Origin of the sequence: Rhodococcus sp. D-46 (genome assembly GCF_011290655.1) — a bacterium.
In the GTDB taxonomy this organism is placed as follows: Bacteria; Actinomycetota; Actinomycetes; order Mycobacteriales; family Mycobacteriaceae; genus Rhodococcus_F; species Rhodococcus_F qingshengii.
In genome coordinates, this window is sequence record NZ_JAANTF010000008.1 from 130,072 (window position 1) to 152,112 (window position 22,041).

Annotated in this window: 37 protein-coding genes; 15 read left to right on the forward strand and 22 right to left on the reverse strand. The window is 61.2% G+C overall.

The window, feature by feature from the left end:
- Positions 1 to 2: 2 nt before the first annotated feature.
- Positions 3 to 674 (forward strand): Rid family hydrolase, encoded by a 672-nt coding sequence (locus G9U53_RS21480; RefSeq protein ID WP_058038935.1) that lies wholly within the window; start codon positions 3 to 5, stop codon positions 672 to 674.
- Positions 674 to 850 carry a Sec-independent protein translocase subunit TatA gene (gene tatA, locus G9U53_RS21485; protein WP_003943732.1) on the forward strand — a complete coding sequence of 59 codons (177 nt, stop codon included), beginning with the start codon at positions 674 to 676 and terminating at the stop codon, positions 848 to 850. The genes G9U53_RS21480 and tatA overlap by 1 nt, the downstream gene beginning before the upstream one ends.
- A gap of 52 nt (positions 851 to 902) precedes the next feature.
- Here tatA and G9U53_RS21490 read toward each other — a convergent pair whose 3' ends face one another.
- The 5 genes from G9U53_RS21490 to G9U53_RS21510 all read right to left on the reverse strand — a co-directional run bounded on the left by G9U53_RS21490 (position 903) and on the right by G9U53_RS21510 (position 4,906).
- Positions 903 to 1,517 (reverse strand): SAM-dependent methyltransferase, encoded by a 615-nt coding sequence (locus G9U53_RS21490; protein ID WP_007726541.1) that lies wholly within the window; start codon positions 1,515 to 1,517, stop codon positions 903 to 905.
- On the reverse strand, positions 1,514 to 2,272 hold the full coding sequence (locus tag G9U53_RS21495; RefSeq protein WP_058038936.1) for a PIG-L deacetylase family protein: 759 nt from the start codon (positions 2,270 to 2,272) through the stop codon (positions 1,514 to 1,516). The genes G9U53_RS21490 and G9U53_RS21495 overlap by 4 nt, the downstream gene beginning before the upstream one ends.
- The gene (locus G9U53_RS21500) at positions 2,266 to 3,204 is read right to left on the reverse strand and encodes an acyl-CoA dehydrogenase (protein WP_054826873.1); all 939 of its coding nucleotides are present in this window, start codon (positions 3,202 to 3,204) and stop codon (positions 2,266 to 2,268) included. Before G9U53_RS21500 ends, G9U53_RS21495 begins: the two co-directional genes overlap by 7 nt.
- Positions 3,201 to 3,905: a glycosyltransferase gene (locus tag G9U53_RS21505; protein ID WP_042452319.1), complete on the reverse strand. Its 705-nt coding sequence runs from the start codon at positions 3,903 to 3,905 to the stop codon at positions 3,201 to 3,203. The genes G9U53_RS21500 and G9U53_RS21505 overlap by 4 nt, the downstream gene beginning before the upstream one ends.
- A gap of 233 nt (positions 3,906 to 4,138) precedes the next feature.
- On the reverse strand, positions 4,139 to 4,906 hold the full coding sequence (locus G9U53_RS21510; protein WP_058038937.1) for a GAF and ANTAR domain-containing protein: 768 nt from the start codon (positions 4,904 to 4,906) through the stop codon (positions 4,139 to 4,141).
- Positions 4,907 to 5,042: 136 nt separating this feature from the next.
- Here G9U53_RS21510 and G9U53_RS21515 point away from each other — a divergent pair, with 136 nt between their 5' ends.
- Positions 5,043 to 5,714: a HemK2/MTQ2 family protein methyltransferase gene (locus G9U53_RS21515; protein ID WP_242692654.1), complete on the forward strand. Its 672-nt coding sequence runs from the start codon at positions 5,043 to 5,045 to the stop codon at positions 5,712 to 5,714.
- Here the strand turns inward: G9U53_RS21515 and G9U53_RS21520 are convergent.
- Positions 5,671 to 6,720, reverse strand: coding sequence for an iron-containing redox enzyme family protein (locus tag G9U53_RS21520; RefSeq protein WP_058038939.1), 1,050 nt, complete (start codon positions 6,718 to 6,720; stop codon positions 5,671 to 5,673). The two genes, G9U53_RS21515 and G9U53_RS21520, sit on opposite strands and share 44 nt — an antisense overlap.
- Here G9U53_RS21520 and G9U53_RS21525 point away from each other — a divergent pair, their 5' ends adjacent.
- Entirely contained in the window at positions 6,721 to 6,960 is a 240-nt protein-coding gene (locus G9U53_RS21525; protein ID WP_003943717.1) for a CDGSH iron-sulfur domain-containing protein, read from the forward strand.
- A gap of 130 nt (positions 6,961 to 7,090) precedes the next feature.
- Here G9U53_RS21525 and G9U53_RS21530 read toward each other — a convergent pair whose 3' ends face one another.
- The 3 genes from G9U53_RS21530 to G9U53_RS21540 form a co-directional block, all read right to left on the reverse strand.
- Complete coding sequence (locus tag G9U53_RS21530) at positions 7,091 to 7,294, reverse strand: cold-shock protein (protein WP_003943666.1); 204 nt, start codon at positions 7,292 to 7,294, stop codon at positions 7,091 to 7,093.
- Positions 7,295 to 7,610: 316 nt separating this feature from the next.
- On the reverse strand, positions 7,611 to 8,588 hold the full coding sequence (locus G9U53_RS21535; RefSeq protein ID WP_003943713.1) for a YhjD/YihY/BrkB family envelope integrity protein: 978 nt from the start codon (positions 8,586 to 8,588) through the stop codon (positions 7,611 to 7,613).
- Positions 8,589 to 8,674: 86 nt separating this feature from the next.
- A complete protein-coding gene (locus G9U53_RS21540; protein WP_058038940.1) occupies positions 8,675 to 9,112 on the reverse strand; it encodes an STAS domain-containing protein in 438 nt (145 codons plus the stop codon).
- Positions 9,113 to 9,442: 330 nt separating this feature from the next.
- On the opposite strand from G9U53_RS21540, the gene G9U53_RS21545 reads away from it, so the two are divergent.
- Complete coding sequence (locus G9U53_RS21545) at positions 9,443 to 9,691, forward strand: hypothetical protein (protein WP_003943680.1); 249 nt, start codon at positions 9,443 to 9,445, stop codon at positions 9,689 to 9,691.
- A 16-nt stretch (positions 9,692 to 9,707) separates the two neighbouring features.
- On the opposite strand, the gene G9U53_RS21550 is transcribed toward G9U53_RS21545, so the two are convergent.
- Both G9U53_RS21550 and G9U53_RS21555 read right to left on the reverse strand, forming a co-directional pair.
- Positions 9,708 to 10,427, reverse strand: coding sequence for a SigB/SigF/SigG family RNA polymerase sigma factor (locus G9U53_RS21550; protein WP_223304625.1), 720 nt, complete (start codon positions 10,425 to 10,427; stop codon positions 9,708 to 9,710).
- 59 nt (positions 10,428 to 10,486) lie between these two features.
- Positions 10,487 to 10,921 carry an anti-sigma factor gene (locus tag G9U53_RS21555; protein WP_003943620.1) on the reverse strand — a complete coding sequence of 145 codons (435 nt, stop codon included), beginning with the start codon at positions 10,919 to 10,921 and terminating at the stop codon, positions 10,487 to 10,489.
- 237 nt (positions 10,922 to 11,158) lie between these two features.
- Between G9U53_RS21555 and G9U53_RS21560 the strand changes: the two genes are divergently transcribed.
- The gene (locus G9U53_RS21560) at positions 11,159 to 11,596 is read left to right on the forward strand and encodes a hypothetical protein (protein ID WP_039972685.1); all 438 of its coding nucleotides are present in this window, start codon (positions 11,159 to 11,161) and stop codon (positions 11,594 to 11,596) included.
- Positions 11,597 to 11,605: 9 nt separating this feature from the next.
- Here the strand turns inward: G9U53_RS21560 and G9U53_RS21565 are convergent, their stop codons facing one another.
- The 5 genes from G9U53_RS21565 to G9U53_RS21585 all read right to left on the reverse strand — a co-directional run bounded on the left by G9U53_RS21565 (position 11,606) and on the right by G9U53_RS21585 (position 13,825).
- Positions 11,606 to 11,923 carry a WhiB family transcriptional regulator gene (locus G9U53_RS21565; RefSeq protein ID WP_003943622.1) on the reverse strand — a complete coding sequence of 106 codons (318 nt, stop codon included), beginning with the start codon at positions 11,921 to 11,923 and terminating at the stop codon, positions 11,606 to 11,608.
- Positions 11,924 to 12,108: 185 nt separating this feature from the next.
- Positions 12,109 to 12,780, reverse strand: coding sequence for an ANTAR domain-containing protein (locus tag G9U53_RS21570; RefSeq protein ID WP_007726556.1), 672 nt, complete (start codon positions 12,778 to 12,780; stop codon positions 12,109 to 12,111).
- Between the two features lie 48 nt (positions 12,781 to 12,828).
- Complete coding sequence (locus tag G9U53_RS33990; protein WP_256261806.1) at positions 12,829 to 12,963, reverse strand: hypothetical protein; 135 nt, start codon at positions 12,961 to 12,963, stop codon at positions 12,829 to 12,831.
- A gap of 73 nt (positions 12,964 to 13,036) precedes the next feature.
- Entirely contained in the window at positions 13,037 to 13,582 is a 546-nt protein-coding gene (locus tag G9U53_RS21580; RefSeq protein WP_165639177.1) for a DNA starvation/stationary phase protection protein, read from the reverse strand.
- Between the two features lie 84 nt (positions 13,583 to 13,666).
- The gene (locus tag G9U53_RS21585) at positions 13,667 to 13,825 is read right to left on the reverse strand and encodes a hypothetical protein (protein ID WP_003943664.1); all 159 of its coding nucleotides are present in this window, start codon (positions 13,823 to 13,825) and stop codon (positions 13,667 to 13,669) included.
- Positions 13,826 to 14,183: 358 nt separating this feature from the next.
- Between G9U53_RS21585 and G9U53_RS21590 the strand changes: the two genes are divergently transcribed.
- On the forward strand, positions 14,184 to 14,486 hold the full coding sequence (locus tag G9U53_RS21590; protein ID WP_003943719.1) for a MerR family transcriptional regulator: 303 nt from the start codon (positions 14,184 to 14,186) through the stop codon (positions 14,484 to 14,486).
- Positions 14,487 to 14,510: 24 nt separating this feature from the next.
- On the opposite strand, the gene G9U53_RS21595 is transcribed toward G9U53_RS21590, so the two are convergent.
- The 4 genes from G9U53_RS21595 to G9U53_RS21610 all read right to left on the reverse strand — a co-directional run bounded on the left by G9U53_RS21595 (position 14,511) and on the right by G9U53_RS21610 (position 17,376).
- Positions 14,511 to 14,888 (reverse strand): hypothetical protein, encoded by a 378-nt coding sequence (locus G9U53_RS21595; RefSeq protein WP_007726560.1) that lies wholly within the window; start codon positions 14,886 to 14,888, stop codon positions 14,511 to 14,513.
- A 136-nt stretch (positions 14,889 to 15,024) separates the two neighbouring features.
- Positions 15,025 to 16,512: a trehalose-6-phosphate synthase gene (locus G9U53_RS21600; protein ID WP_165639178.1), complete on the reverse strand. Its 1,488-nt coding sequence runs from the start codon at positions 16,510 to 16,512 to the stop codon at positions 15,025 to 15,027.
- Positions 16,509 to 16,928: an STAS domain-containing protein gene (locus G9U53_RS21605; protein WP_007726563.1), complete on the reverse strand. Its 420-nt coding sequence runs from the start codon at positions 16,926 to 16,928 to the stop codon at positions 16,509 to 16,511. Before G9U53_RS21605 ends, G9U53_RS21600 begins: the two co-directional genes overlap by 4 nt.
- Positions 16,929 to 17,187: 259 nt before the next feature.
- On the reverse strand, positions 17,188 to 17,376 hold the full coding sequence (locus G9U53_RS21610) for a PI-type proteinase (RefSeq protein WP_136472457.1): 189 nt from the start codon (positions 17,374 to 17,376) through the stop codon (positions 17,188 to 17,190).
- Between the two features lie 166 nt (positions 17,377 to 17,542).
- Between G9U53_RS21610 and G9U53_RS21615 the strand changes: the two genes are divergently transcribed.
- Entirely contained in the window at positions 17,543 to 17,791 is a 249-nt protein-coding gene (locus G9U53_RS21615) for a hypothetical protein (RefSeq protein ID WP_007726566.1), read from the forward strand.
- A gap of 220 nt (positions 17,792 to 18,011) precedes the next feature.
- Here the strand turns inward: G9U53_RS21615 and G9U53_RS21625 are convergent, their stop codons facing one another.
- Both G9U53_RS21625 and G9U53_RS21630 read right to left on the reverse strand, forming a co-directional pair.
- Positions 18,012 to 18,503, reverse strand: coding sequence for a hypothetical protein (locus G9U53_RS21625; protein ID WP_207624484.1), 492 nt, complete (start codon positions 18,501 to 18,503; stop codon positions 18,012 to 18,014).
- The gene (locus G9U53_RS21630) at positions 18,500 to 19,078 is read right to left on the reverse strand and encodes an RNA polymerase sigma factor (protein WP_007726571.1); all 579 of its coding nucleotides are present in this window, start codon (positions 19,076 to 19,078) and stop codon (positions 18,500 to 18,502) included. The genes G9U53_RS21625 and G9U53_RS21630 overlap by 4 nt, the downstream gene beginning before the upstream one ends.
- A gap of 186 nt (positions 19,079 to 19,264) precedes the next feature.
- On the opposite strand from G9U53_RS21630, the gene G9U53_RS21635 reads away from it, so the two are divergent.
- The 7 genes from G9U53_RS21635 to G9U53_RS21665 all read left to right on the forward strand — a co-directional run bounded on the left by G9U53_RS21635 (position 19,265) and on the right by G9U53_RS21665 (position 22,019).
- Entirely contained in the window at positions 19,265 to 19,729 is a 465-nt protein-coding gene (locus tag G9U53_RS21635; RefSeq protein WP_003943699.1) for an Asp23/Gls24 family envelope stress response protein, read from the forward strand.
- Positions 19,726 to 20,010, forward strand: a complete 285-nt coding sequence (locus G9U53_RS21640; protein ID WP_042452304.1) for a hypothetical protein — start codon at positions 19,726 to 19,728, stop codon at positions 20,008 to 20,010. The genes G9U53_RS21635 and G9U53_RS21640 overlap by 4 nt, the downstream gene beginning before the upstream one ends.
- A 70-nt stretch (positions 20,011 to 20,080) precedes the next feature.
- Positions 20,081 to 20,269, forward strand: coding sequence for a hypothetical protein (locus tag G9U53_RS21645; RefSeq protein ID WP_007726577.1), 189 nt, complete (start codon positions 20,081 to 20,083; stop codon positions 20,267 to 20,269).
- A gap of 38 nt (positions 20,270 to 20,307) precedes the next feature.
- Positions 20,308 to 20,487, forward strand: coding sequence for a hypothetical protein (locus G9U53_RS21650; protein ID WP_003943629.1), 180 nt, complete (start codon positions 20,308 to 20,310; stop codon positions 20,485 to 20,487).
- Positions 20,480 to 20,872, forward strand: coding sequence for an Asp23/Gls24 family envelope stress response protein (locus G9U53_RS21655; RefSeq protein ID WP_019747452.1), 393 nt, complete (start codon positions 20,480 to 20,482; stop codon positions 20,870 to 20,872). Before G9U53_RS21650 ends, G9U53_RS21655 begins: the two co-directional genes overlap by 8 nt.
- On the forward strand, positions 20,869 to 21,438 hold the full coding sequence (locus tag G9U53_RS21660) for a DUF6286 domain-containing protein (RefSeq protein ID WP_065456024.1): 570 nt from the start codon (positions 20,869 to 20,871) through the stop codon (positions 21,436 to 21,438). The genes G9U53_RS21655 and G9U53_RS21660 overlap by 4 nt, the downstream gene beginning before the upstream one ends.
- Positions 21,435 to 22,019, forward strand: a complete 585-nt coding sequence (locus G9U53_RS21665; protein ID WP_165639179.1) for a hypothetical protein — start codon at positions 21,435 to 21,437, stop codon at positions 22,017 to 22,019. Before G9U53_RS21660 ends, G9U53_RS21665 begins: the two co-directional genes overlap by 4 nt.
- The last annotated feature ends 22 nt before the right edge of the window (positions 22,020 to 22,041 follow it).

The following is a 22,041-nucleotide window of genomic DNA, read 5'->3' on the forward strand; positions in this document are numbered from 1 at the left end:
TCATGAAATCTCGCAGAACCAAGGTCCTTGCAGCGGCATTCGCCGCCACTACGCTACTGGGCTTCGCCACTGCCTGCTCGTCTGACGAGGCGGACGCCGAGACCACATCGAGTTCGTTCGCCTCGAAATCGATTCTCGAAGCGGGGCAGGCAAACCCGATGATCGCTCAGGGCGTCGCGATCGGCGGCGACACCGCAATCTACAAGACCAGCGGCATCGGTCCGTCGGCAGGAAACAAGGCGGCGCCGGAAGGTTCGCCGGAGTCGTACATCGACGGTCAGTTCTCCGGCGGTGTTCTGCCGGCCGGTGTCACCGTCACCGAGGCGCAGGGCATCAATGTACTCAAGAAGATCCGCGACAACCTCGAAGCTCAGGGATTGAGTCTCGAAGACGTCGTGACGATGCGCGTCTTCCTCGACAACGCGCCGGGATCGGACAAGGCCGACTACACAGGATGGAATCGCGCGTACCGGCAGTTCTTCGCCAACACCAATCTCGACACGGGTGACACCGAGTTGGTGCCGATGGGCACGGCCGAGCCGATCGCTCCGATCGAGCGAAACAGCGCCCGGCCCACCCGATTCGCCCTCGAGGTTGCCGGACTGCCCGTTGCCGGTTGGCTCGTCGAGGTAGAGGTCGATGCGGTGTACCCCGACGGCAAGGAACCCGCCTGATGGGCGCGCTCAGCCCGACTCACTGGGCGATCGTCGCAGTAGTGCTCGTGGTGCTGTTCGGTTCGAAGAAGCTGCCCGACGCGGCCCGGGGCCTCGGCAGGTCGATGCGGATCCTGAAGTCCGAAGTCGGTGAACTGCAGTCGGATACGGACCTCGCGTTGGAGCAGCGAGACTGACCCCGGTGCGCGGTTGAGGAGCCCCCACACTCCTCAACCGCGCACAGGTTTACTAGATCAGACCTTCGGAACGAGCTACCGACGGTGGTGACGGCGGACCCTTCACGAAGACATCGATCAGCACGTCCTCGTCCTGGTACGACGCGAACTGCGCCAACCCCGGCGTCTGGCGCACAGCCGAATGAACAGCGTCACCGTTTTGCGGATACTCCGGCACGACGTGACGCCAATGGGCGCACAGCAGCGTTCCGCCAGGCTCGAGATGCTCGACGACCTGCAGCATTGCCTCGATGAGCTTTTCGAAGGTCAGGTAGTAGCCGACTTCGCTGATGACGACGAGGTCGAAGGTTTCTTCGGACCAGTCGTCACCCAAGGCCCAGAGCCGAAATTCGGCGTCATGTCCGGTAAGCCTCGCACGAGCGCTCTCGAGTGCGGTCGGGACGATGTCGGTGGCGAGAACGCTGTCGCAGCGCTCGGACAACTTCTCGGTGAGAACCCCGATCGAGCACCCCGGTTCGAATGCGCGACGGTATCGAGGTTTCGGGAGCATAGCGACACTGAGTGCGTACTTCCGCTGCTCGTACCAGCGGGATTCGAAATCCCATGGGTCGGACTGTGCGGCATACATCTTGGCGAAGTAATCCGCGGGGAGTTCACGATCGCTCATACGAACACCGTCTCGTACGGCCTCAGTAATCGTTCCATCGCGTGGCGGGGGAGGATGGGTGCATCCGCGGGATGATCGGAAAGCGGAGCGATCTGTGAAGTGAACTCATTGGTGGCAGCAGATTTCGCAGCCTGAACGTCGGAGGGCAAGGGCACCTTTCGTGCTCTTTCCCACGGGACTGCCGCATGATCCGGCGCGGCCCAATGCCACGCCCAGATGGGATACTCGATCAAGCGCGATCCAGTGTCCGCGCACGCCCTCGCCGCCGCGTCTCCGGTGGCTTCGTGGTCCGGGTGGCCGTCCCCGCGCCACGTGGAGGCGCACCAGGTATCCGCCGAGGAATCACCGAGAATCGAGCTGAGGCGGTCGGTCAACTCCTGTCGGTTCTCGCCGATCTTTCCGTCCGGGATGCTCAATCGAACCGGTGTGGGAATTCCGAGGACACGCGCTGCCCGATCCGACTCGGACCGTCGACGGCGTTCCATCTCGGGCTGAGTCACGGTCGGTGAATCGGGATGCGAAGCTCCGCCGTCGGTGACAGATACGACCTGAACACTGATGCCGGAAAGTATTGCCAGAAGAGCGGTTCCGCCCAGACCGAGTATTTCGTCGTCGGGATGGGGAGCGACGATGATCAATCGTGAGCATCCGGTGAGATCCAGTTCCGGAAAACTTCTTCCCCACTCCCGCCATGTCGATTCGGGAGTACCGCCGTCGTCGACAGGCTTCTGCGCGAACAGTTTCGAGTTCACCACGGCCGTTTCCCCTTGGCTGCAATCCGGCCCAGCTCGGCGAGATCCTTCTCGGCGTGACTCTGCCGCAAGTAGACGGTGAGATCGGCTACCCGTGCGGCGTGCGCGGCGTCCATGCAGAGCGGTGCGGCGCCGAGAGCGCGTCCCACCCGATCCAGGGTCTCGGTAGCGGCGCGCTCGACAATTGCGCGCACACGGAGTGCCCGCTGCATGGCCTCGGCATTTTCGTCGAAGGGATCCGCATCGACCTCGGCCGCCGCGACTGCGAGCGCGTTGCGCGCTGCGGCGAGCGCTGCATCGACCGCACCGAGGTGTGCGAGTACGTAGGGATCTTCGCTGCTTGCAGCCTTGTCGTACAACGGATCAGCGACGCCGCAGGCGCCGCCGTACCAGCATGCAGCCACGCCGATCGCGCCGTGCCAGAACCCCGGGCGGCTCAGGTAGTCGCCTGCCGTCCCGACCGGTATGGCCGGAACCATGTCGAAGTCGACCGCGCTGGAGTCGCTTTCGGCCATACCGACGGCCTTCCACGAATCGGGAACGGGATGCACCCCAGGTAGTCCGAGCTCGACCGCGAAGAGGGAGGGGACACCGTCGACCAAGGCGGTGATCAGTGCATGCGTGCAGGTGTTGGCGCCGGAACACCACAACTTGCGACCGGTGAGCGTCCAGATCCCCACGTGCTCAGACGCATTCACCACAGGTTGGGGTGGCTCGGCCGCCCACACTCCCCACAGCTGCCCGGGTTCGGGATCCGGTCCGTCGAGTTCGGTGAGTATCGCGACGGCATCGGTGTGAGCCTCAGCCATCCGGCCGAGAACCACATTCTCCCGTGTGAGCTCTGCCAGGGAGGTCCACCGTGCGGCCGTCGCGCCGCCGCCGGGCAGCGGCAAGTACAGTCCACCTGCGTCCAGGAGTGTGTGTAGTCGTTTCATCGTGCCAGCTCCGCTTCTTCGTTATCGGCGGTCGTACCACCCAGGTTACGGATATGTCCGGCAAAGCCGCCCGGAGTTCGGCCGTCGAGACGCGCAGACGTGGTGACCGCAATGTCCTCTGCCCACGCGATACAGGCACCGGCCTCGCTCAACCGCCGGACGAGATCGACATCCTCGTCTTCTTCGAGATCGCAGAATCCTCCGACGTCCCAGTACATATCGGCGCGGACACCGAGGTTGGCACCGTGGACGTGACCGTGTCGACCATAGGGATGTGCGTGGTACATACGTTCGTACCGTTCGCGAACGGAGTGCGGATGGCCTTCCCAGTCCGCGATGCGAACGGTGCCCGCGACGACGTCCGCAGTACGCGCATACTCCAATTGGCGCGCAATCCAGGTGGGGCCGACCACCGAATCGGCATCGGTCGTGGCGAACCACGCTGAGGCCCCCAAATCCGAGCCGAACGCAGAGAAACCCGTCGCTCGCGAACGGCCGACGTTCTGATGCTCGACGCGGAGTACTTCCACCCCGTCGGGGATGACCCCCGCGGTTCCGTCCGAACAGTTGTCGAGGACGGCAACCACTCGGACGGGGACAACGCAAGCCGACGCCGCTGTTGCGAGTGCACGAAGGCAATTGGGGAGGTCTTCGGCTTCGTTGTGGGCGGGAACTACGACAAGAACCTGGTCGATTGGCACAGTGACGATCCTTTCCTCACCCTGGTACGGTCGGGTCTTCTTTCGTCCCGGTTCTCAACAGATAACCACATTTCGGACGGGTGCCGCCGCGCGACCGCCAGCAGCCGTGCAGGTCGAAAACTGTTTCAGTGAAACATCTCTGGATACGTTTGAGAGATGTGCCGGCGGGGTACAAGACGGGGTTTTGCGACTGTGCTTTCGGGTGCAAAACGGGGTTTTGCACCGAAGAATCTTCAGAACCGGCGGTGGCGCACCGAATCGACGAGCATCCGGGCCACCTCGTGCAGTTTCACGTTGGTGTGCTGCGATTGCTGAACGAGTCGGCTGAATGCTTCGTCGGCGTCGATGCCGTGGATGGCGATCAGCACGCCCTTGGCTTGTTCGATCTCGGCACGAGATTCCATGGCGCAGTGCAACTGTTCGATGTGCTCGTGTGCCTGACGCCAGCGTCGTGAATCTGCGATCGCCGCGCCCGCACCGGCGGTGAACAATTTCATCAACTCTTCGTCGAAGGGCTTGAACTCTGTCGAGGCGAATCCGTAGACGTTGAACGCGCCGAGAAGTTCGGTGCTTCCTTCGCCCATGGTGAGCGGCACGGACAAGTAGGACCGGACACCTTGTTTCCGGGCCTCGGCGGTGAATTCCGGCCATTTGTCGTCGTGATCACCCACCTTCGACCGAACCGACGACATGGTGCGCGCGGAGTCAACGCACGGACCACGATCGGCGGAATGCTGGGCATCGTCTATCGCGGAAAGGTAGTCCGCGGTAGATGCAGCAGTTCGTGGGCCATCGGCGGACAGCACCGTCACGCTGACAGCATCGGCATCCGGCAGCGCTTTGACCGCCGTCTCGGCCAGACGTTGGAGCATGGAGTCGAGATGCGCGTCCGTGTTCAGAGTGGACCGGAGTCCGGCAATCGCTTCGGCGAGGGTGTCGAGCGAATCTGCTGCGGAAGCAAACGCCGCGGCTCCCTGTGGGGTGTCCGCATTGCCTGTCATGATTCAGGTCTACTCCGCAAATTGCGGCGATGTAACCGTTCCAGGCGGTCTTTGCTTCGATGTTGCATGAAATCCGAGGTTCCTGGGTAGCCGCACGCAGCGATGTGCGATGTCGCCTGAAAAAGAGGAGCCGATGATGATCCTGCGTTTACCTGGTGTGTATCCACCGCAACACGACACGTCGTTACTGGCGGATGCGCTGCTGTTCGAGCGCCTCACCGCTCGCAGTCGGGTGCTGGATCTGTGCACGGGGACCGGCGCCCTCGCTGTCGCGGCATCCGCGGCAGGCGCAGGCCACGTCGTCGCGGTCGACATATCTCGCCGCGCGTGTGCCAATGCTCGTCTCAACGGGATCCTCAACGGAACCTCGATCGACTCCCGTCGTGGCGACCTCACCGGGGCGGTGCACGGCGAACTCTTCGATCTGGTGATCTCCAACCCGCCGTACGTCCCTGCTCTTGCAGATGATCTCCCTACCGCTGGAATCGAACGTGCTTGGGACGCAGGAAAGGACGGACGCGCCCTCATCGACAGGATCGCAGCCACCGTGCACGAGGTGCTCGTCCCGGGCGGCACACTGCTTCTCTTGCAATCGGTGCTGTGTGGGGTCGACAAGACCGAGGCGATACTCGAAGAACACGGTATGGCCGTAGAGATTTCAGCCCGGAAGTACGTTCCCTTCGGGCCCGTGATGCGCGAGAGGCGCACCATGCTCGAGGCACGAGGGTTGATCACCACCGGTCAGGAAATCGAACAACTCGTGATCATTCGCGCAACGAAGTCTTGCCCTTCTCCCAACTCGATGTGAGGTGATCGCCGAGAAGATCGTCGAACGCCAGGCACGCTGCGGCGCCGAACAAGATGTCATCAGTGCGGTGCGGCTGCGAAGAAGCGAGACCGCCGGCAAGTTCCCGAACGGCGATCTGTTCGTGAACGGAATCCGCTTCCACGTGCTCGTCGTAGAACAGTGTCGCGCCCGAACCGAATCCGAGTCGGCGCAGTCCTGCGCTGTATCGTTTGCTCGGCAGCGCAGACGTGGTCTCGACAGCGCACAGGTGCCCGACCAGCGTTCCGAGATGGCGGCGATGAAAACCGAAGAGCGAGAGAGCATTCAACGACGCCAACGTTACCGCGGGAACAGAATCGATGTAGTGGCCGTAGCGGTCCGAAAGACCTACAGCCCGCATGGTGTCGGCAAAAAGACGCGAATGCATTCGCTCTGCGCGGCCGCCTCCGTACTCGTCGCTCTGCACTTCGACGAGGGCGGCCTTGACGGCACCGGAGAGGCGCGAAATTCCGAGGGTGTGCACATCCGCCTCGCGGAGCTGATTGAGCGAACGGTGAATCAGCACCTCCGAGAACTGATCGATCGTTGCATCTTTCGCCATGAAGGACGCAAGACCTGGGCCTGCACTGGGGGCGGTCATCGACCAGAGGTCGGCCACGACGTCGCCAGACGACTCCACTGTCCCCACGAGTTGCGCGATGGCGGACTCGAAACGCTCTTCGAGCCGAGACCGCACCGCGAGCAGGTCCGGATTCCACTCCCATTTGTCCGAGACGTTCTCGATTCCCTGCAAATGAAGCTCGTAGAGGAGCGTCAGGGTCAGCTGAGCGTCGTCGTCACGAAGAATGTCGTAGGTGAGGTCGGTGGACTGTGCATCCTCGTACGCGTCAGCGGCAGCCGTAATCTCCCTCGGATCGGCCGAGGAGCGCAGAATGGAAACGAGAGTGGCGCTCAGTGGGCCGCGGGCCTGTGGAACAGGCATGGAAGTGGGCACACCAGTGGCCGAATCGAGAACTGAAGAGGACATATGACCGCGTTTCCCGAATCGTCATCTGCCGAAACACCGAGTGTTCCCGGTAACAACACCACCATAACCGCCTGCACGGACGGCCCGCTGCTGGTGCGTGGTGACTTCGAGTTGCTCCGTGACGACGGCACTCCGATAGAGAACAAGCGCTCTACGGTTGCATTGTGTCGATGTGGGCGGACCGGCATCGCGCCGTTCTGCGACAGCTCCCACAAGAAGAAGCGGGCGCGAGCGACGTAACCGGTGCCAATATTCGGAACAAGCCCGACCCGTGAACCGAGACGACCCGGAAACCAAGAAAAGGCTGGATGCCGGCACCATGCGGTGCAGCGTCCAGCCTTTTCAGTCTGAAGTCAGACTGGGATCGAACTCAGATGGCGCGAACATTCTGAGCCTGGGGGCCCTTCTGGCCCTGTCCGATCTCGAACTCGACCTTCTGGCCCTCGTCGAGGGACTTGTAGCCGCTGCCCTGGATCTCCGAGTAGTGAACGAACACATCCGGTCCGCCACCTTCCTGCTCGATGAATCCGAAGCCCTTTTCACCGTTGAACCACTTGACACTGCCCTGAGCCATAACCAAATTCTCCTGGATCCATCGAGCCGAGCCCTCCCATCGAGAGTCCGGTCTCACACCTGATCCTGCCATGCTCTTCTTTTTCTGTCTCCAATTACATGCATGGCGAGTTGCAGTATTTGACGGCTTTGTCCCGTTCCGGGACCACGTCGGAAGCAGGTGATTGTTCAACTATGCGCGTTTACCTGCTGTGATGTATTCGTCCCTTCGATGCAGCGCGAAATGACAACACCTGTGTTAAATCTGGATTCGCGGCGCAGAATGCCACCCCGATACCGAGGAGGGGACCAAATACCCAACTCGATCGGGGTCGAGATCAGTCCGAATCGTCGGGTTTGGTGTGCCCGTCGAACGTCACATGGATGTTCTCGTGGGGAACCGCGCGTTGTGCTTTTGCTTGATCGGCGAAGGTGCGCCGATCGCCTTCGATGAGTTCGGTGTTGTCGGTGAACGGAGCCAACAACGCCCGCGGATGGAGTTTGTCGACTCGCACGACGTTGATTTCCGCGCACATGACGATCGAGGCTGCAGCGAGGAACAAGAAGGCCAACAAACCCAGAACGATGGCAAAGACGCCATTGGTGGTGGAGGCACCCCGCACCACAGAGGTCACATAGAGGGCACCGAAGGACTGAAGTGCTTGCCAGAGAACAGCAGCGGCGATCGCTCCAGGTGCCACATCGGCTACCGAGAGCGGGCGGGCGCAGGTGAGCCGGAAAGCGACGATGAAGATGCCCGCATTCAAGACGACTACCGCAAGGGTCAGCAGGAAGCTGAACGAACCGCCCAGATGAAGCGCACCGCCGATGTTGGAGACAGCGGTGGTCCCCAAGATCGCGAGACCGATCGTGCCGAGGAGTAGTAGCCCTTGGAGACGCCCGCGGATGGGATCCGGTCGCATGTTTCGGGGTACCGACCACACCGTGTTCATCGCGTTCTGGCAAGCCAGAGCGACACCGAGGCCACCGTAGAGACCACCGACGATTCCGATCACCAGACCCGTGACACCGCCGCCGATCTGTTGCGCATTGCCCAGGTCGTCACCGATCACCGGAAACTGATGCAGCGCGGAGTCCAAGATCTGTTGCTGAAGCTCAGGGTTGCCCGACAGCACGAAGCCGAGAATGGTCGAGAGCAACAGAAGAAGAGGAAAGAGCGAGACGAAGCCGTAGTAAGCGATCAGCGCGGCTAGATAAACACCTTGATCGTCGAGGAACTTGTAGAGGACCGCTATCGGGAACCCCAGGGCCGGATGCTTCTGTTGCAAGGCATCGAGGCGCTTGGCGATTGTCATTCTCGGTCTCTCTCAGCTCGTCGGACAGCCCGACGAACCTTAGTCGCTGCGAGCGCCCGGCGCTCGACGCCGGTGCAGCCGTCGCGTCAGGAGGCTTCGAGTGACTTCTCTGCTTCGTCGAGCGCGCGCATTGCTCCCTCGACAGAGTTGGTGACCGGGAATTCCTCTTCCGCCCGCGCCGCGCGAAGCAAGCGTCGAAGCGGGTGTGACCCGATCGCGGCCCACTGGAAGTCGTTGGCTCGCGAACGGGAGTTCAGCTCGGCGAACAGTTCGAGGCAGACCGCACCGACGAACAGTGAGTTGGACAAGTCCAGAATGACGCGAGACCACTCCGCAGCGTACGAGTTGAGAAGTTCTCGTAGTGCTGGGGCGGAGAGTTTGTCGAGGTCGACGTCGACCTGGATCAAGACTGTCGAGGGCGCTATCCGCCAGGCCGCGAAACCATGCGTTTCCACGATCGGCCCCAATTGTGTTGAGGGATCGATGGAATCGATCGGTGTGTGGTCGAGTTCATTCAGATTCATGGCAGATCCGGTCTGTGTGCTTTCATCGAAAGGCTGACGACCGATCTGGCGGCGCGGAAAGTGAATGCGTCCAGGCGTGGAAAGCTTTAGAGCTCAATGGAAATGAACAGTACAGATGTGCGCAGGAAATACTCACCTGATCCAGAGCCTTGATGCGAACCGAGCGCCAGTGGCTTCAACCCCGGCTGTATTCTCAACCTCGGTACCGTTCAGTGTAGCTCGAGGGCGTGAATCGGTCCAGGTGAGAGGTCGAATATTAAGCGGTGCAATGTTTTTGGCTCGACGCTTCGGTATGGTGGAAGATCAGCGTCACCGGACGAAGGGAATCAGATGAACGACCGCGATGCACTCACGGCCATCTCGACCAAGCTCGACACACTGATCGGCGCGGAGACCAACGGTTTGCGGGACGAGGTTCCGCCCGGTTCCAGTGTGCAGCGCACCGAGCAGGACGGCGAGCACGGCCGGTGGGGGCACGATTACCGCCTCGCCAACAAGTATCTCGAGGCCCTCGACATCGGCCAGCCCGGTCTCATCGATCGAGACGAGCTGGAACGTCTTGCACAGGAATACATCTGATCCTCGAGACGTACCTTCAGAAGATTTCACCCATCTCGGTGCGTAGCTGCTTCAGTGACTGAGTGAGGATTCTGGATACATGCATCTGAGAGATGCCGACCTTTTCGGCAATCTGGGATTGGGTGAGATGGCCGAAGAATCTGAGAACGACGATCGTGCGCTCGCGCTCCGGTAGTGCCAGGAGCGCGGGCCGCAGGGTTTCGTGATTGTCGATCCGACTGATCGCTTCGTCGTACTGTCCCAAAGTGTCTATCAGAGTCAGACCACTCCCGTCGCCGGCGGACGCGGTGTCGAGCGGTGTGGTTCGGTACGAATTACCGGCGGTCAAACCTTGTTCGACCTCGTCCGGTTCGATGTCGAGTTCCTTGGCGAGTTCCGCGACTGTCGGTGCACGGCCGAGCGTCTGGGACAAAGTCGTGAGCGCCCGGTTGAGGGCAAGGTGCCGTTCCTGAAGGCTACGAGGCACTCGCACGGACCAGCCGTGATCGCGAAAATGCTTGCGAACCTCACCCATGACGGTCGGGACGGCGAACGACAGGAAATCCGATCCTTTGTCGACGTCGAATCGCTGCACGGCCTGTATGAGCCCGACACGAGCAACTTGCTCCAAGTCCTCGAAAGGCTGGCCACGCCCCTGGTATCGGCGAGCGACGTGTGTGGCCAGGGGTAGGCACAGTTCGATGATCGAGGTGGTGATCTTTTCTCGGCTGGGATCATTCGGCGGAAGCGAGGCCATCGAGACGAACAGTTCGACAGCTGTTTCGTACTGGTCCTTCTTGTCCGGTGGGACAGCGGTCACGCACGCTCCTGGGGCAAGCCCTTTTCAAGCGTCATCGTCAGGGTGATGTGACCGTCCGCGTCGATTTCCGACTGTTCCAAGCGGACGGAATCGACCAGCGCTTCGAGAACGAACCATCCGAAGCTGTGCGACTTGTCGGGTATCTCGGAGTGCGCGATCACGGACACGACGGTCCGAAGTGTGCGGCCGACGGTGTCGAATCGGCAGGTCAAGTCGCTGGACGGTATCGCGTGGCCGATGAGGATGCTCGCGACTTCGTCCATCGCCAGAGCAAGGTCGGCTGTTCCGTCGACATCGAGTCCGGTGTTGTTGGCAACCGTTCGGGTGATTCCGCGCAGAGTGGGAAGTTGAGAGTACGACGCGCGGACGCGGAGCGAGGCGATGGAGTCGTGAGTTAGTTCGGTTTCGGTCGGACTCGACAGAGGGATCAAGGGGCTTCCTGTAGGTAGATGTGGCGTAATTCCGGCGGACCGAGGCAAGGACCGGTACCGGCCGTGCGTGCCAGCCATCTCTACCCCGGAAGTATTCATGGCCTTGGATTACCCTTCGCCCGGCGAACTAACCCTCTTTACCCGAACTAGAGGATGAATTGTGAGACACATCACCTGTGGTGCGGACGTACCGAATCCTCATCTTTCATTTTCGCGTCGTTCGGGTACAGCCGCTTCATGGACACCCATTCGGACAGACAGATCCCCGTACACATACGACCGGAAGGTGTCACTGATGACGAGGTGAAGGCGGCAGGAGTGCTGTCGAACGCCCTTGAAACGGTGGAACGGGCACGCGGTGCCCTGTACGACTTCCATCAGCTGATAGGGCATGCCGATCTGATGCTCGACGAGGTCGTCGAGCTACTGCGATCCAGCGGCAACGACGACCTGGCCGATCAGGTCGAGGGCGAGTTGATGGGCCGGAACGTGGTCGAGGGGCGCTGGACTTTCCAGTTGGTCGAAGAGTTCGACGAGAACTACTGGTCGTTTTTTCGTGAATGCGAGAAAGTGGTGCGCGACAAGCTGGCAGGCGGAGTGCCGCACCTCTTCGAAGCCGAGATGAAGGAGCGACGCCGCACGCACGGTTTGCGGCACCACGAGGCCAGGCCCTGAGATTCCTATCTACTCTCGTGAGCTCGTCGCGGCACTGATCAGTGGTTCAGTTCGAGCTTTGCGCAACGATTCTCGCTCGGTCGCCGTCATGCCGCCCCAGATACCGTGGGGTTCCCCGGTCTGGATGGCGTGCACCAGGCATCTCTGCACGACAGGGCATCTGGCGCACACCAGCTTCGCCGAACTCTCGCGCTTCGCTCGCCTGGAGCCGCGCTCGTTCGTGTCGTCGTAGAACAGAGCGGGGTCGGTGTCGCGGCAGGTGCCGGACAGTTGCCAATCCCACTCGTCGGCAAGGGGCCTGGGAGATGTGTAGGAGCGCATGAACATGGACGTTCCCTTCGCTGCGTGACGAACTCGACTCGGATCGCGGATCCAGGTCGGGTGTTAAGGCAAAGCTCGGTCCCGCCGGCCTGAACCGGCGGGACCTTCGAGGCTCCTCCCTCGAGGGGGAAGATTTCGGGGGTACCTCTGGTCGGTCATTACCCAGCCGTACAACTTTTGAATCCCGGTCGTCAGGAATTCTTTTGATCCACGGCACGTCGTTCTGCTGCGGCGACAAGACCACCGGCGATGTCGCGCACCTTGACGTTCCATTCCTGCGACATCTGGACCAGAAAGTCGAAGGCTTGGTCGGCCGAGCACTCACGCTCGGCCATCAGTAATCCCTTGGCCTGCTCGATCAAGGGCCGAGAATCCAAAGCTCTTCTCAGTTCGTCATTTTCCGCGCGAAGGCGGGTGAGGACGTCTGACGCCGAACTGGACTGCTGAGCCAGCGGTCGTTGAACCTCGTATACACGATGAAGCACACCGATGACTCTGCCGTCATCATCGGTGACGGCGGAATTCACCGTATTCCAATATCGGGTGACAAACATCCCGCTCCCGCGCTCGTCGCGCACGTCGTAACGCTGAGTCGGCAGTGTGTCCCGAGTTCGGGACCGCATCGTGCGCTCGAATGACGCTGTCAACGAGAAGATTCCATCGGCAAACGAGTCGTCGGGATTGTCGGGGAAGGCTTCGAACACTTCCACTCGGTGCAATTGATCGAGGCTGCGACCGGATACGGCAAGGTATTCGTCGTTTGCGCCCTGGATACGAAAATCGCTGTCCACGAGCAGAAGAGAAGAACTGCTTGCCGCAAATCGATCGCTACGAACGATCGAGCGGAGAGTGCTCGAACTCATGATTGTGTCGTTTCTGTCCTGTCTTCGACGGTTGCGGCCCCTGATATTTCAGAAGTAGGTGATCGCGAGAACTCCAAGGGCGGTGCCTGCCAGGATCGATCCGAACAACAAACGCTGCTGCAACACGAACATCTGATACTCGCGACGTGTTTGTGTCGAGGTGCCGCGCGAGTCCGCAGACATGCTCTTGCCCTTTCCTGTTGTGGGGAGTGCGGTTTCGGCCGACCCCCGATCGGCCGAAACCGCGGACGGTGCATCAGTTCTGACGCGCCTCATTTGCGGCATCCTGCTCGGTGGACGCGCCTTCGTGTACGAGGCTGCCACCCGAGTTCTCGAGGTGAGCACGAACGAACCACTGGAACTTTTCCAACTGCGCCGTCTGGCCGATCAACATGTCCTCGGTGATCGGATCGATCTTGCCGACCCTGTCGATTGCGGTGCGACTGTCGGTGATGATCCCGGTGTAGACGAGGTCGAGCGCAGCGAGGTGCGCACGAGCGTCGTCGCGGCCGACGGAGTAGTCGTCCCACGTTCGATCGCGCTCGATTGCTCCCGCGGTGCCCTTGGGTGAGTTACCCAGTGCCGCGATACGTTCGGCCACATCGTCGGCGTAGCCGCGAACCAACTCCACCTGGGGGTCGATCATCTCGTGCACGCCGATGAAGTTGGGGCCCACGACGTTCCAGTGAACGTGCTTGAGCGTGAGGTGAAGATCGTTGTAGGCGCTGAGGCGTTCCTGCAGAATATCGGCGACGGACGAACCGTCTGCGCTGCTCAGTCCCGGTACGGTGAACTCGGACATATGTTTTCCTCTCGTCTTGATGGGGATCGCCCTCCAGTGGGGCGGTCTCGCGCCATCGTCAATCGGATCGCGTGTCGGTCAGGTTCAGTGCGCGAGTGCTACTGGCTCCTCTGTCACCGGGTCGCCGTACATCATCGCGATTCGGCGCTTGACCTCTTCGGTTGTCAAAGTCGCACTTGCGACAGTGATTCCGATGCCGGTGGTGCTCTCGCCCTGTGTGGGCGGGATGTCGATCGTCGTCATCTTGCTCCCGGTGAAGAGTGTGCCGTGAGGGAGTCGGCTGAACCACCGACTCCGACGTCTGGGTGTTCTGCGCCTTCGAGCTCCAGTTATGGCGCTTTCAGGTGCTACAAAATCTATATCAGCCGATGTAGATAATTGGCAAGGCTACTTCGATTCGCGGGCGAAGGAAAGCGCATTGTGCAATCTTGTCGAAATCGGCTTTGATCTGCCATTTCACGCCTTTTCTGCTCGACGATTCTTGTTGTCAGTGGTCCTGGACACGCTTGAATCTATGTCCTGGGCGTCAGATTCACTGCGTGATGGTGCTAAGGTCGGGTGACGCCGATTGAGACAGCCCACACCGAACTAGGAGGTTCCAGTGACGTCGGAATCCCAGACCCGGGCGCTGCGCGGCGTGTACGGGATCTCAGTGATGTCTGAACTGTCCGGGGTAGGACCTCAGACGCTGCGCCTTTACGAGCGAAGGGGCTTGCTCACACCAACCCGCACCGATGGCGGTACGCGCCGGTACAGCGAGGCCGACCTGGATACGCTCGGACGAATCACCGCGCTGATCGACGACGGAGTCAATCTCGTCGGTATTCGTCTGATTCTGTCCCTCGAGGCCGAGAATGCAGTCTTAGCGGCTCGAATCAGCCAGTTGACCGCCGAGGGGGACTAGTGGTGCTGCTCGAGACGATGCCGTTCAGGATGGAGTTTCGGTGCGGGTAGGGTCGCCGAAGTCCGCGTCGGCGGAGATTTTGTTCCCTGCCGCTGCGATCTGTTCGAGCGCGGCGTCCAACGCATCGACCAACCATTGATGCGACGCCTCCGCGAGGAGGCGATCCGGAGTGTCGGTGTTCTCGGATTGGAAGAACCGCACCAGCCATGATTCTCCGTTGTCGGGTCGATCGGAGAGTCCAGCCGCGGTATTGGTCGCCAGAAGGAACCGGTTGTATTCGAGGTCAACACGAATGGCGTACTCGCCGAACAGGTTCACCACGTTGGCCGGCCGATGAGTAGCGGCAGCGAGCGCAATGAGAGCGTCGTTGTAGGTTTCGGAGTACTTCATCGTGAGGGGCATGGTCGGCCTGTCTTTCTGGGCCGATGCAGCATTGCACGGCTATGTCGAGGAGATCAGTTCGCAGCCGCTGCTTGACGATGAACTGAAACCAATCCTAGCTCGAGTCTCCGAGCGCACTGACGCAAGCCCGTGAGGGTCAGTTGTTGCGCGCAAAGTTCGACTCACGCTCCGTGACGAACTGATCGTCCGGAAGCGGTCCGGGTGGGGCAAGCGCAGTCAGGAACGACTCGGCCCACTGATGCACATCGTGTGTCATGACCTGTCGATGTAGCGCAGCCATACGGCGACGGCCTTCCTTCGGATCCTGATGAACCGCGGTCAGGATCGTATTCTTCACGCCGTCCAAATCGTGCGGGTTGACCAGGTATGACTGTCGTAATTCCATTGCGGCACCGGTGAACTCGCTGAGAACGAGAGCACCTCCGAGGTCGCCACGACAGGCCACGTACTCCTTGGCCACCAGATTCATCCCGTCGCGCATCGGCGTCACGAGCATGACGTCGGCAGCGACGAACAGTGCGATCAGTTCTTCACGGTCGATCGGCTGATACAGGTAGTGAACGACGGGGCGGCCGATCTGACTGTGGTCACCGTTGATGCGGCCCACCTGCTCTTCGATGACGCTACGCAGGTCGATATAGTGCTGCACGCGTTCACGACTGGGCGTCGCGAGCTGCACCATCGTGTACTTCTCCGGATCCAGACGATCCTCGTCGAGGAGTTCCTTCAAGGCTTGAAGCCGCAGGTCGATACCCTTGGTGTAGTCCAGCCGGTCGACTCCCAGCAAGATTTTCTCGGGATTTCCCAGCTCTTCCTTCAATTCGCGCGCGCGACGCAGGACCGAATCGCTTTTCGACTGGCGCTCGAGTTCGGCAGTATCGACGGAGATGGGAAAGGCGCCCACCTTGACGACGCGAGAATCGAAATCCACATGCCCGAGCGCACTTCGAACACCGACGCCCGCGGTCGTCGTCTTGAGGCCGAGAAGTTTGCGGGCCAAGAACAGGAAATTGTTTGCGCCACCAGGTAAGTGGAAGCCGATCAGATCGGCGCCCAGCATTCCCCTGACGATCTCCTTGCGCCACGGAAGCTGCATGAAGAGCTCGACCGGAGGGAACGGGATATGAAGAAAGAACCCGATCGTCAGATCTGGCCGCAGCTCGCGCAGCATCGCCGGCACAAGTTGCAACTGATAGTCCTGCACCCAGACAGTCGCTCCGTCCGCGGCGCAACGCGCGGTTTCCTCGGCGAACCGCTGGTTGACTGCGACGTAGGTGTGCCACCACGACCGCTCGAACGTCGGAGCCACCAGAACGTCGTGGTAGAGCGGCCACAACGTGTCGTTGGAGAACCCCTCGTAGTACTCGGCGAGGTCCTGAGAGGTCAGCTCGACGGGAAACAGACGAAGGCCGTCAACCACTATCGGATCGACCTTCTCGTCCGCGACCCCCGGCCAGCCGACCCAGGCGCCATCCCGCTGTCGGAGGATGGGTTCGAGCGCAGTGACGAGCCCACCCGGACTTCGCTTCCAGTTCTTGCTTCCGTCTTCGTCGGTTTCGAGATCGACCGGCAGTCGGTTTGCGACGACGACGAATTCGGAGAGCTTTTCGAGATCGGTACTCACGCCGACATCGGCTCCGCCAGGGTCTCGTCCAGGACGGAGGTCGAGGACAGGTACGCGACTGCATCGGCTGTCGAGTCGGTGTACACGATGTCGGTGTCCATCTTCAGAAGAGACAGCGGACGCCTGACAGGGTGCGCTGCGACGAGCGTCCACGGCACGCCGAGCCTCCGTGCCTTGGCCGACAGAGTCTCGATGATGGAAAGACCTCCGACGGAGATGAACTGGACGTCCGAGCAGTCGAGTACGAACGGGTGTCGCTCACCGATCAGGTCGTCGACGCAGGCAGCGAAATCAGCTCGGGACCGGACGTCGATCTCGCCGCTGACCACGAGCGACTGAATGTTTTCGGCACAGGTCGTCGTGAAGGTGGGGGGACTGTCCGTACGCTCATCTGTAGTTCTCGAAAACTCGTTCATCGAAACTCCTGACGGATTGCTCGAAACGGTTCGTTCGAACGGTCTGGTTCGAAACGGTTTCGTTCGAAACCGGGAAACGGCACGGGAAGCAACGCACGAACCGTGCTCGTCTTCAACGGCTGGGTACTCAACCGTGCTGAGTGCCTACCTTACCGCATCGCGAAAACCCAGGTGAAAAGCGTTAGATCCGTACGGATTTCAAGGTCCCGTGAGCGTCGGCCCACGGGACCTTGGTCCCGATGGTTCAGACCTTCCGGGATCAGTCGGTGTCAGTCGCCGGGCCGGTGCTCGAGGCTCCGCCCTCGTCGGCCCACGTACGTTCGCCCGACGGATCGGTCTGAACGTCCTTGGGTGCGGTGTCGGAGCCGGTTCCCGGACCGTGGTCGGTGCCGGTGGTCTGCGGCTCGTCCGTCTGATCCGTGCGGTCGGTGGAATTCTGTTCACTCATGGTGTGCGTTTCCTTCGGGAAGTCGTTGTTCATGTACTTGTCGTTTCCTGCTCACCCGCGAGGGGTACTCAGTAGGGGTAGTGCGTCACGTCGAGCCAGTACGTCACGTCGAGTCCATACCGGCAAAGTCAGCTGTCACCGAAGCAGGAGATTTCACGTGAACCATATGACCGTGACGACCGAACACCTGCGTGCACTGCTGGGCAGTGGCCCCCATTCGGAACTGGTAGCGGTCGGGGGCGAGATCGAGATCTACGTCCCCGATGAAGAAGGGTTCGGTCTCGAGGGTATCTCGCTTGTCACTCGCGAGCAGTTGGCCGAACGTCTACCGTCCTCACCCGACAATCCCGACGAAGGTGAACTACGTATCGCCGCAGAATCGTTGAGCGAGATGATCGCCGAACTCGGCGGTTGAACTCCGAAGTTCGGGGCAGCCGACGTCAGATCTGCGGGATCGGATCCGGAGGGTACGGGTTCGGTGGCGTCGGAGTCGGTGGCACGGGCGGCGGATTCATCGGATCGGGTGGTGTCGGCGCCGGTGGTGTCGGCGGCCCCGGGTCGGGGGCGGGGCCCGGATCCGGTGGTGGGGGAGTGGTCATGAGTGCCGGGTTCCCAAACACTTGCCGAACAAACACCTAGTGTTCGGAGTGGCTTTTGGTGTTCGCTTCGGCAGGTAGATCATCGACGATGTCGACTACGGCGACGTGGATGCTCTCTGCAGAGACCGGTGGGTCCGTGTCGCCGAGGATCAGGTGAACGACGTCCACGACGGTGAACCGAACCCGGTCCGACAGTTCGGCCAGATCCACTCCGTATGGCGCTGCCAGTTCGATACGTAGTGAACGTATTTCGTGGCCGTCGACGAAGAACTCGATGCTGCTCGGCGAGCAGTGGTGCCGAGAACGTATCTCGGCGGCCAAGTGGGTGCGGAGTACGTGATCGCTCACCGACACAGTGCCTAGACGTGGACCTTCCGACGCGTGTGCGTCGAGCGGCCAACCGGACGCCGAGGTCGACCGTAGCGCCCGGATCACCTTGTCGCTGATTCGATCCCAGCCCGGCTCGGGAGCGTTCCGCAGGACGTCGGATGCGTGCGCCATCAATGCGTCGGTTCGTGATTCAGTCATCGCCACCTCGTCATTCGTTCACTCAGGTTAGCCCGTGCACGATGGTGATGCCCGCGCACCGCATCCGGGGTGAGTCTTAGAATCTTGCCGATTTGAACGAACGTGAGCATCTCCACCTCTCGCAGCGTCCATGCCGCACGCTGGCGATAAGGCAGTTCACCCAACGCTTCTTCCAGTGCCTCGAGGAACGCGGAGTTCGAGGTCGTGTCGAACGGGCCGGCCTCGGGAGACGGCACGAGAGGATCGAGCAATCTGTCGTCGATCGGTTGAGCTCTCTTGATTCGATAGCTGTCCACGATCTTTCGGGAACAGATCGCGAAAAGCCATGTTCGCATCGACGATTCGCCACGAAACGAATCGAGTCGACGCCAGGCGGCCACGAAGGTGTCCTGGACTACCTCGAGAATGTCACCTTCGTCTGCGAGCATGCGACGCGCATAGCGGTGAAGTGCAGGTCCGTAGTAGTGCACCAGTGACTCGAATGCTTCTCGGTCGCCGAGTATCGCAGCGTTCACTGTCGCGGTGTCCAAACCGTCAGGTGCTTCGGTGAGCCCCTGTGTATGCGGTAACGCCACAGTCGCTCCTCTCGCGGAAATGCGGAAAACTCGGCTGCGTTCGAAGATTGTTCGCCCGGCCGGGGCGTTGAATGTTACGGACAGTAACTAACAAGTGTCAGTGATGCACGTCACCTGACTGGGGCATTCGGTTTTGCCTTCGAGTGACGACTACACAGGTAGATCGATCAACAGGAGGAGATGACAATGGTCAGCACGCAGGTTGCGACAGCATCTACGAAGGATGTTGCATCATCGAACGACTCGGCTCTCGTGAGTTCGCAAGGAAAGACGTCGATCGCCGACACCGTTGTCTCGAAGATTGCCGGCATCGCTACGCGAGAGGTGAGCGGCGTGTACGACGTCGGCGGCGGAGCGTCGCGGGTTGTCGGGGCACTGCGCGAGCGGATCCCCGGCGCGAGTGTCAACCACTCCCAGGGAGTATCGGTCGAGGTCGGCGAAAAGCAGGCAGCGGTCGACATCGACATCGTGGCCGAGTACGGCGTATCGCTCGCCGATCTGGCCACCGGCATTCGCCGCAACGTCATTGCGGCGCTCGAACGGATGACGGGTCTCGAAGTGACCGAGGTGAACATCACGGTTCACGACGTTCACCTCGACGAGGGCAGTGACGACGAAACCGGCGAGCCCAAGACTGCACGGGTGCAGTGAGTTCCGAAATCGCCGACACCATCGCGGCGGCTGTGACGGGGATACCTGGGGTCGCCTCGCTTCATGCCGGAATGTTCGGCGAGGTTGGCACGTACCTCCCCGGTCGCCGCGTCGTCGGCGTGCGGGTGACGGAGTCGTCGACAGACATCCATGTGTGCATCTTCGCCGACGCCGCCGTTCGAGATACGGCTTTACGTATCCGCCAAGCGGTTTCAGGACTCGTTACAGGCCCCGTGAACGTGACAGTGGAAGACGTAGTCGGTCGTGCGCACGATGCCTGAGCACTCTCGTGGTCCAGTTCCTGATCGCCGATCCGCACGCCGAGAGGCGATCAGGAGCTACCACCCCGACGTGGGCGGATCTGCCGACGCACTCAATCGAGCGCTCGAACGCGTCGACCGGGACTTCGCGTCCCCGATCGGTGTGGGTGTGCGCAGGACACTGCGCGGCACGATGCGGCAGATAGCGAAACCCGCTCGGACCCAGTACACGCGTTTGCGCGCTCGGTTTCCGGGTGCCAAGACCTACACCGAGATCTGACTCGCACCAACGAACATCATCCACAACGGAGGATTCACATGACCACCTCGACTGTCGGCCTACTGGCAGGACTACTTCTCGGAGTCGCAGCTGCTGCAGGCGGTTTCACCGGATTCCTCATCGCTCTGGTTCTCGGTGTGATCGGATACCTCGTCGGTGGTCAGCGTGACGGCGAGTTCGATCTCGGTGTGATGCTGAAGGGTCGCGGACGTGGCTGAGACAGCTCGACCGGAGTCGTCTGTGCTTGGTGAGCCGGGCGATCGCGGAACGCTGACGATTCGAGACAGAGTCGCGCAGAAGTTGGTTCTCGAGGCGACGCGCGGAACCCCGGGGGTGCGCCATCACGCCGCCGGCATGGACAAACTGACCGGGCGCGAATTGCCGAGGGCGCGAGTGCTGGTATCCGGCAAGCGGGTACGGGCCAAGGTGGACATCGCGATCGAGTGGCCCGGATCCTTGTCGGTCATCGGTACCGCGGTGCGAGAGAACGTGACAACCCAGTTGCAGTCTGTATCGGGCCTGGACGTAGACGGCGTGGACGTGGCGATCGTGAGCGTTCTCCCGGCATCGACCAAGCGTGACGCGGGAAGGAAAGTGCGATGACCGCCGACAAGGTCGCACCACCCAATGCCTCGAGGGCTGCTGCTCCTGTTCCCCTTGCGGCGCCCGGATCGGCCGTCACGGGATTCCTCATCGCCGCGGCGCTACTTGCGCTCGGCGTGGTCGGCGTCCGCGACGCGCTGGTGGATACCGGCGTGATCACCGGGTCGCAGTGGATACCAAGTGCTGCCGCATATGTGGACGGGCTCGCGTACCAGGGTTGGATGTTGCCGGCGGGGATCGCAGCCGTCGTTCTCGGCCTGTGGTTCGTCATCCTCGGACTCAAACCGCGACGAAAGACTGCCAATGCCTTGGTCGGAGTCGCGAATACGTGGATCGATCCCGCCGATGTAGCGGCGATAGCGTCTGTTCGCGTCGAGTCACTGGCCCAGGTTCGATCCGCTTCGTCACACGCGACCCGGCGCAAGCTGGAAGTGAAGGCCTCGGTCACGCCCGATGGAGCCGCCACCGCTGAATCGGAAATCCGTGCGGTGCTGGGGGACTTGGCCGGGTCGCTGTCACCATCGCCGCGAATCAAGGTTCGTATCCAGACGGGATCGCTGTCATGACTCGGACGGCGACGGCGATGGATCGCGTGGCGACATGCGTCGTGGGGATGCTCGCGATAGCGCTGGGAGTTGCAGCGATCCTGTGGAATCGCGACGTGATCAAGGATTTCCCGGCGCGTATCGAGATCCCGTGGGCTGAAGATCTTGTCGATCACTCGTGGTGGCCATGGGCTGTCGGAGCTGGGGGAGTACTGCTAGTCCTCCTCGCGTTGCGGTGGTTGATCGCGCATGTGCCGCTGCGTCGGGTGAAGGAGATCGCCGTCCATGGGTCGAACTCACACAATTCCATCACCGCGGATCTGGGTGCGGTGGCGGAAGGGGCGAGCGCATCACTGGAGGACTTCGACGAAGTGTCGCGTGTCCGAGGAAAAGCGTTGCTCGATCGTGGAGTTCGCACGATCGATTTGCGAGTGACATTGAGACGTAGCGTCGTATCCGGATCGGAAACGTTGTCCGAGCTGATTTCTCGCGTCACCGACACGGGGGATCAAGTCGCTGCGGTGGTCGGTGATCCATCCGTCGCGACCAGAACTCACATCGCCGTGGAAAGCGCGAAACACGATGAGCCGAGAACTCTCTGATCAATCGAGGTTTGAGCCTCCC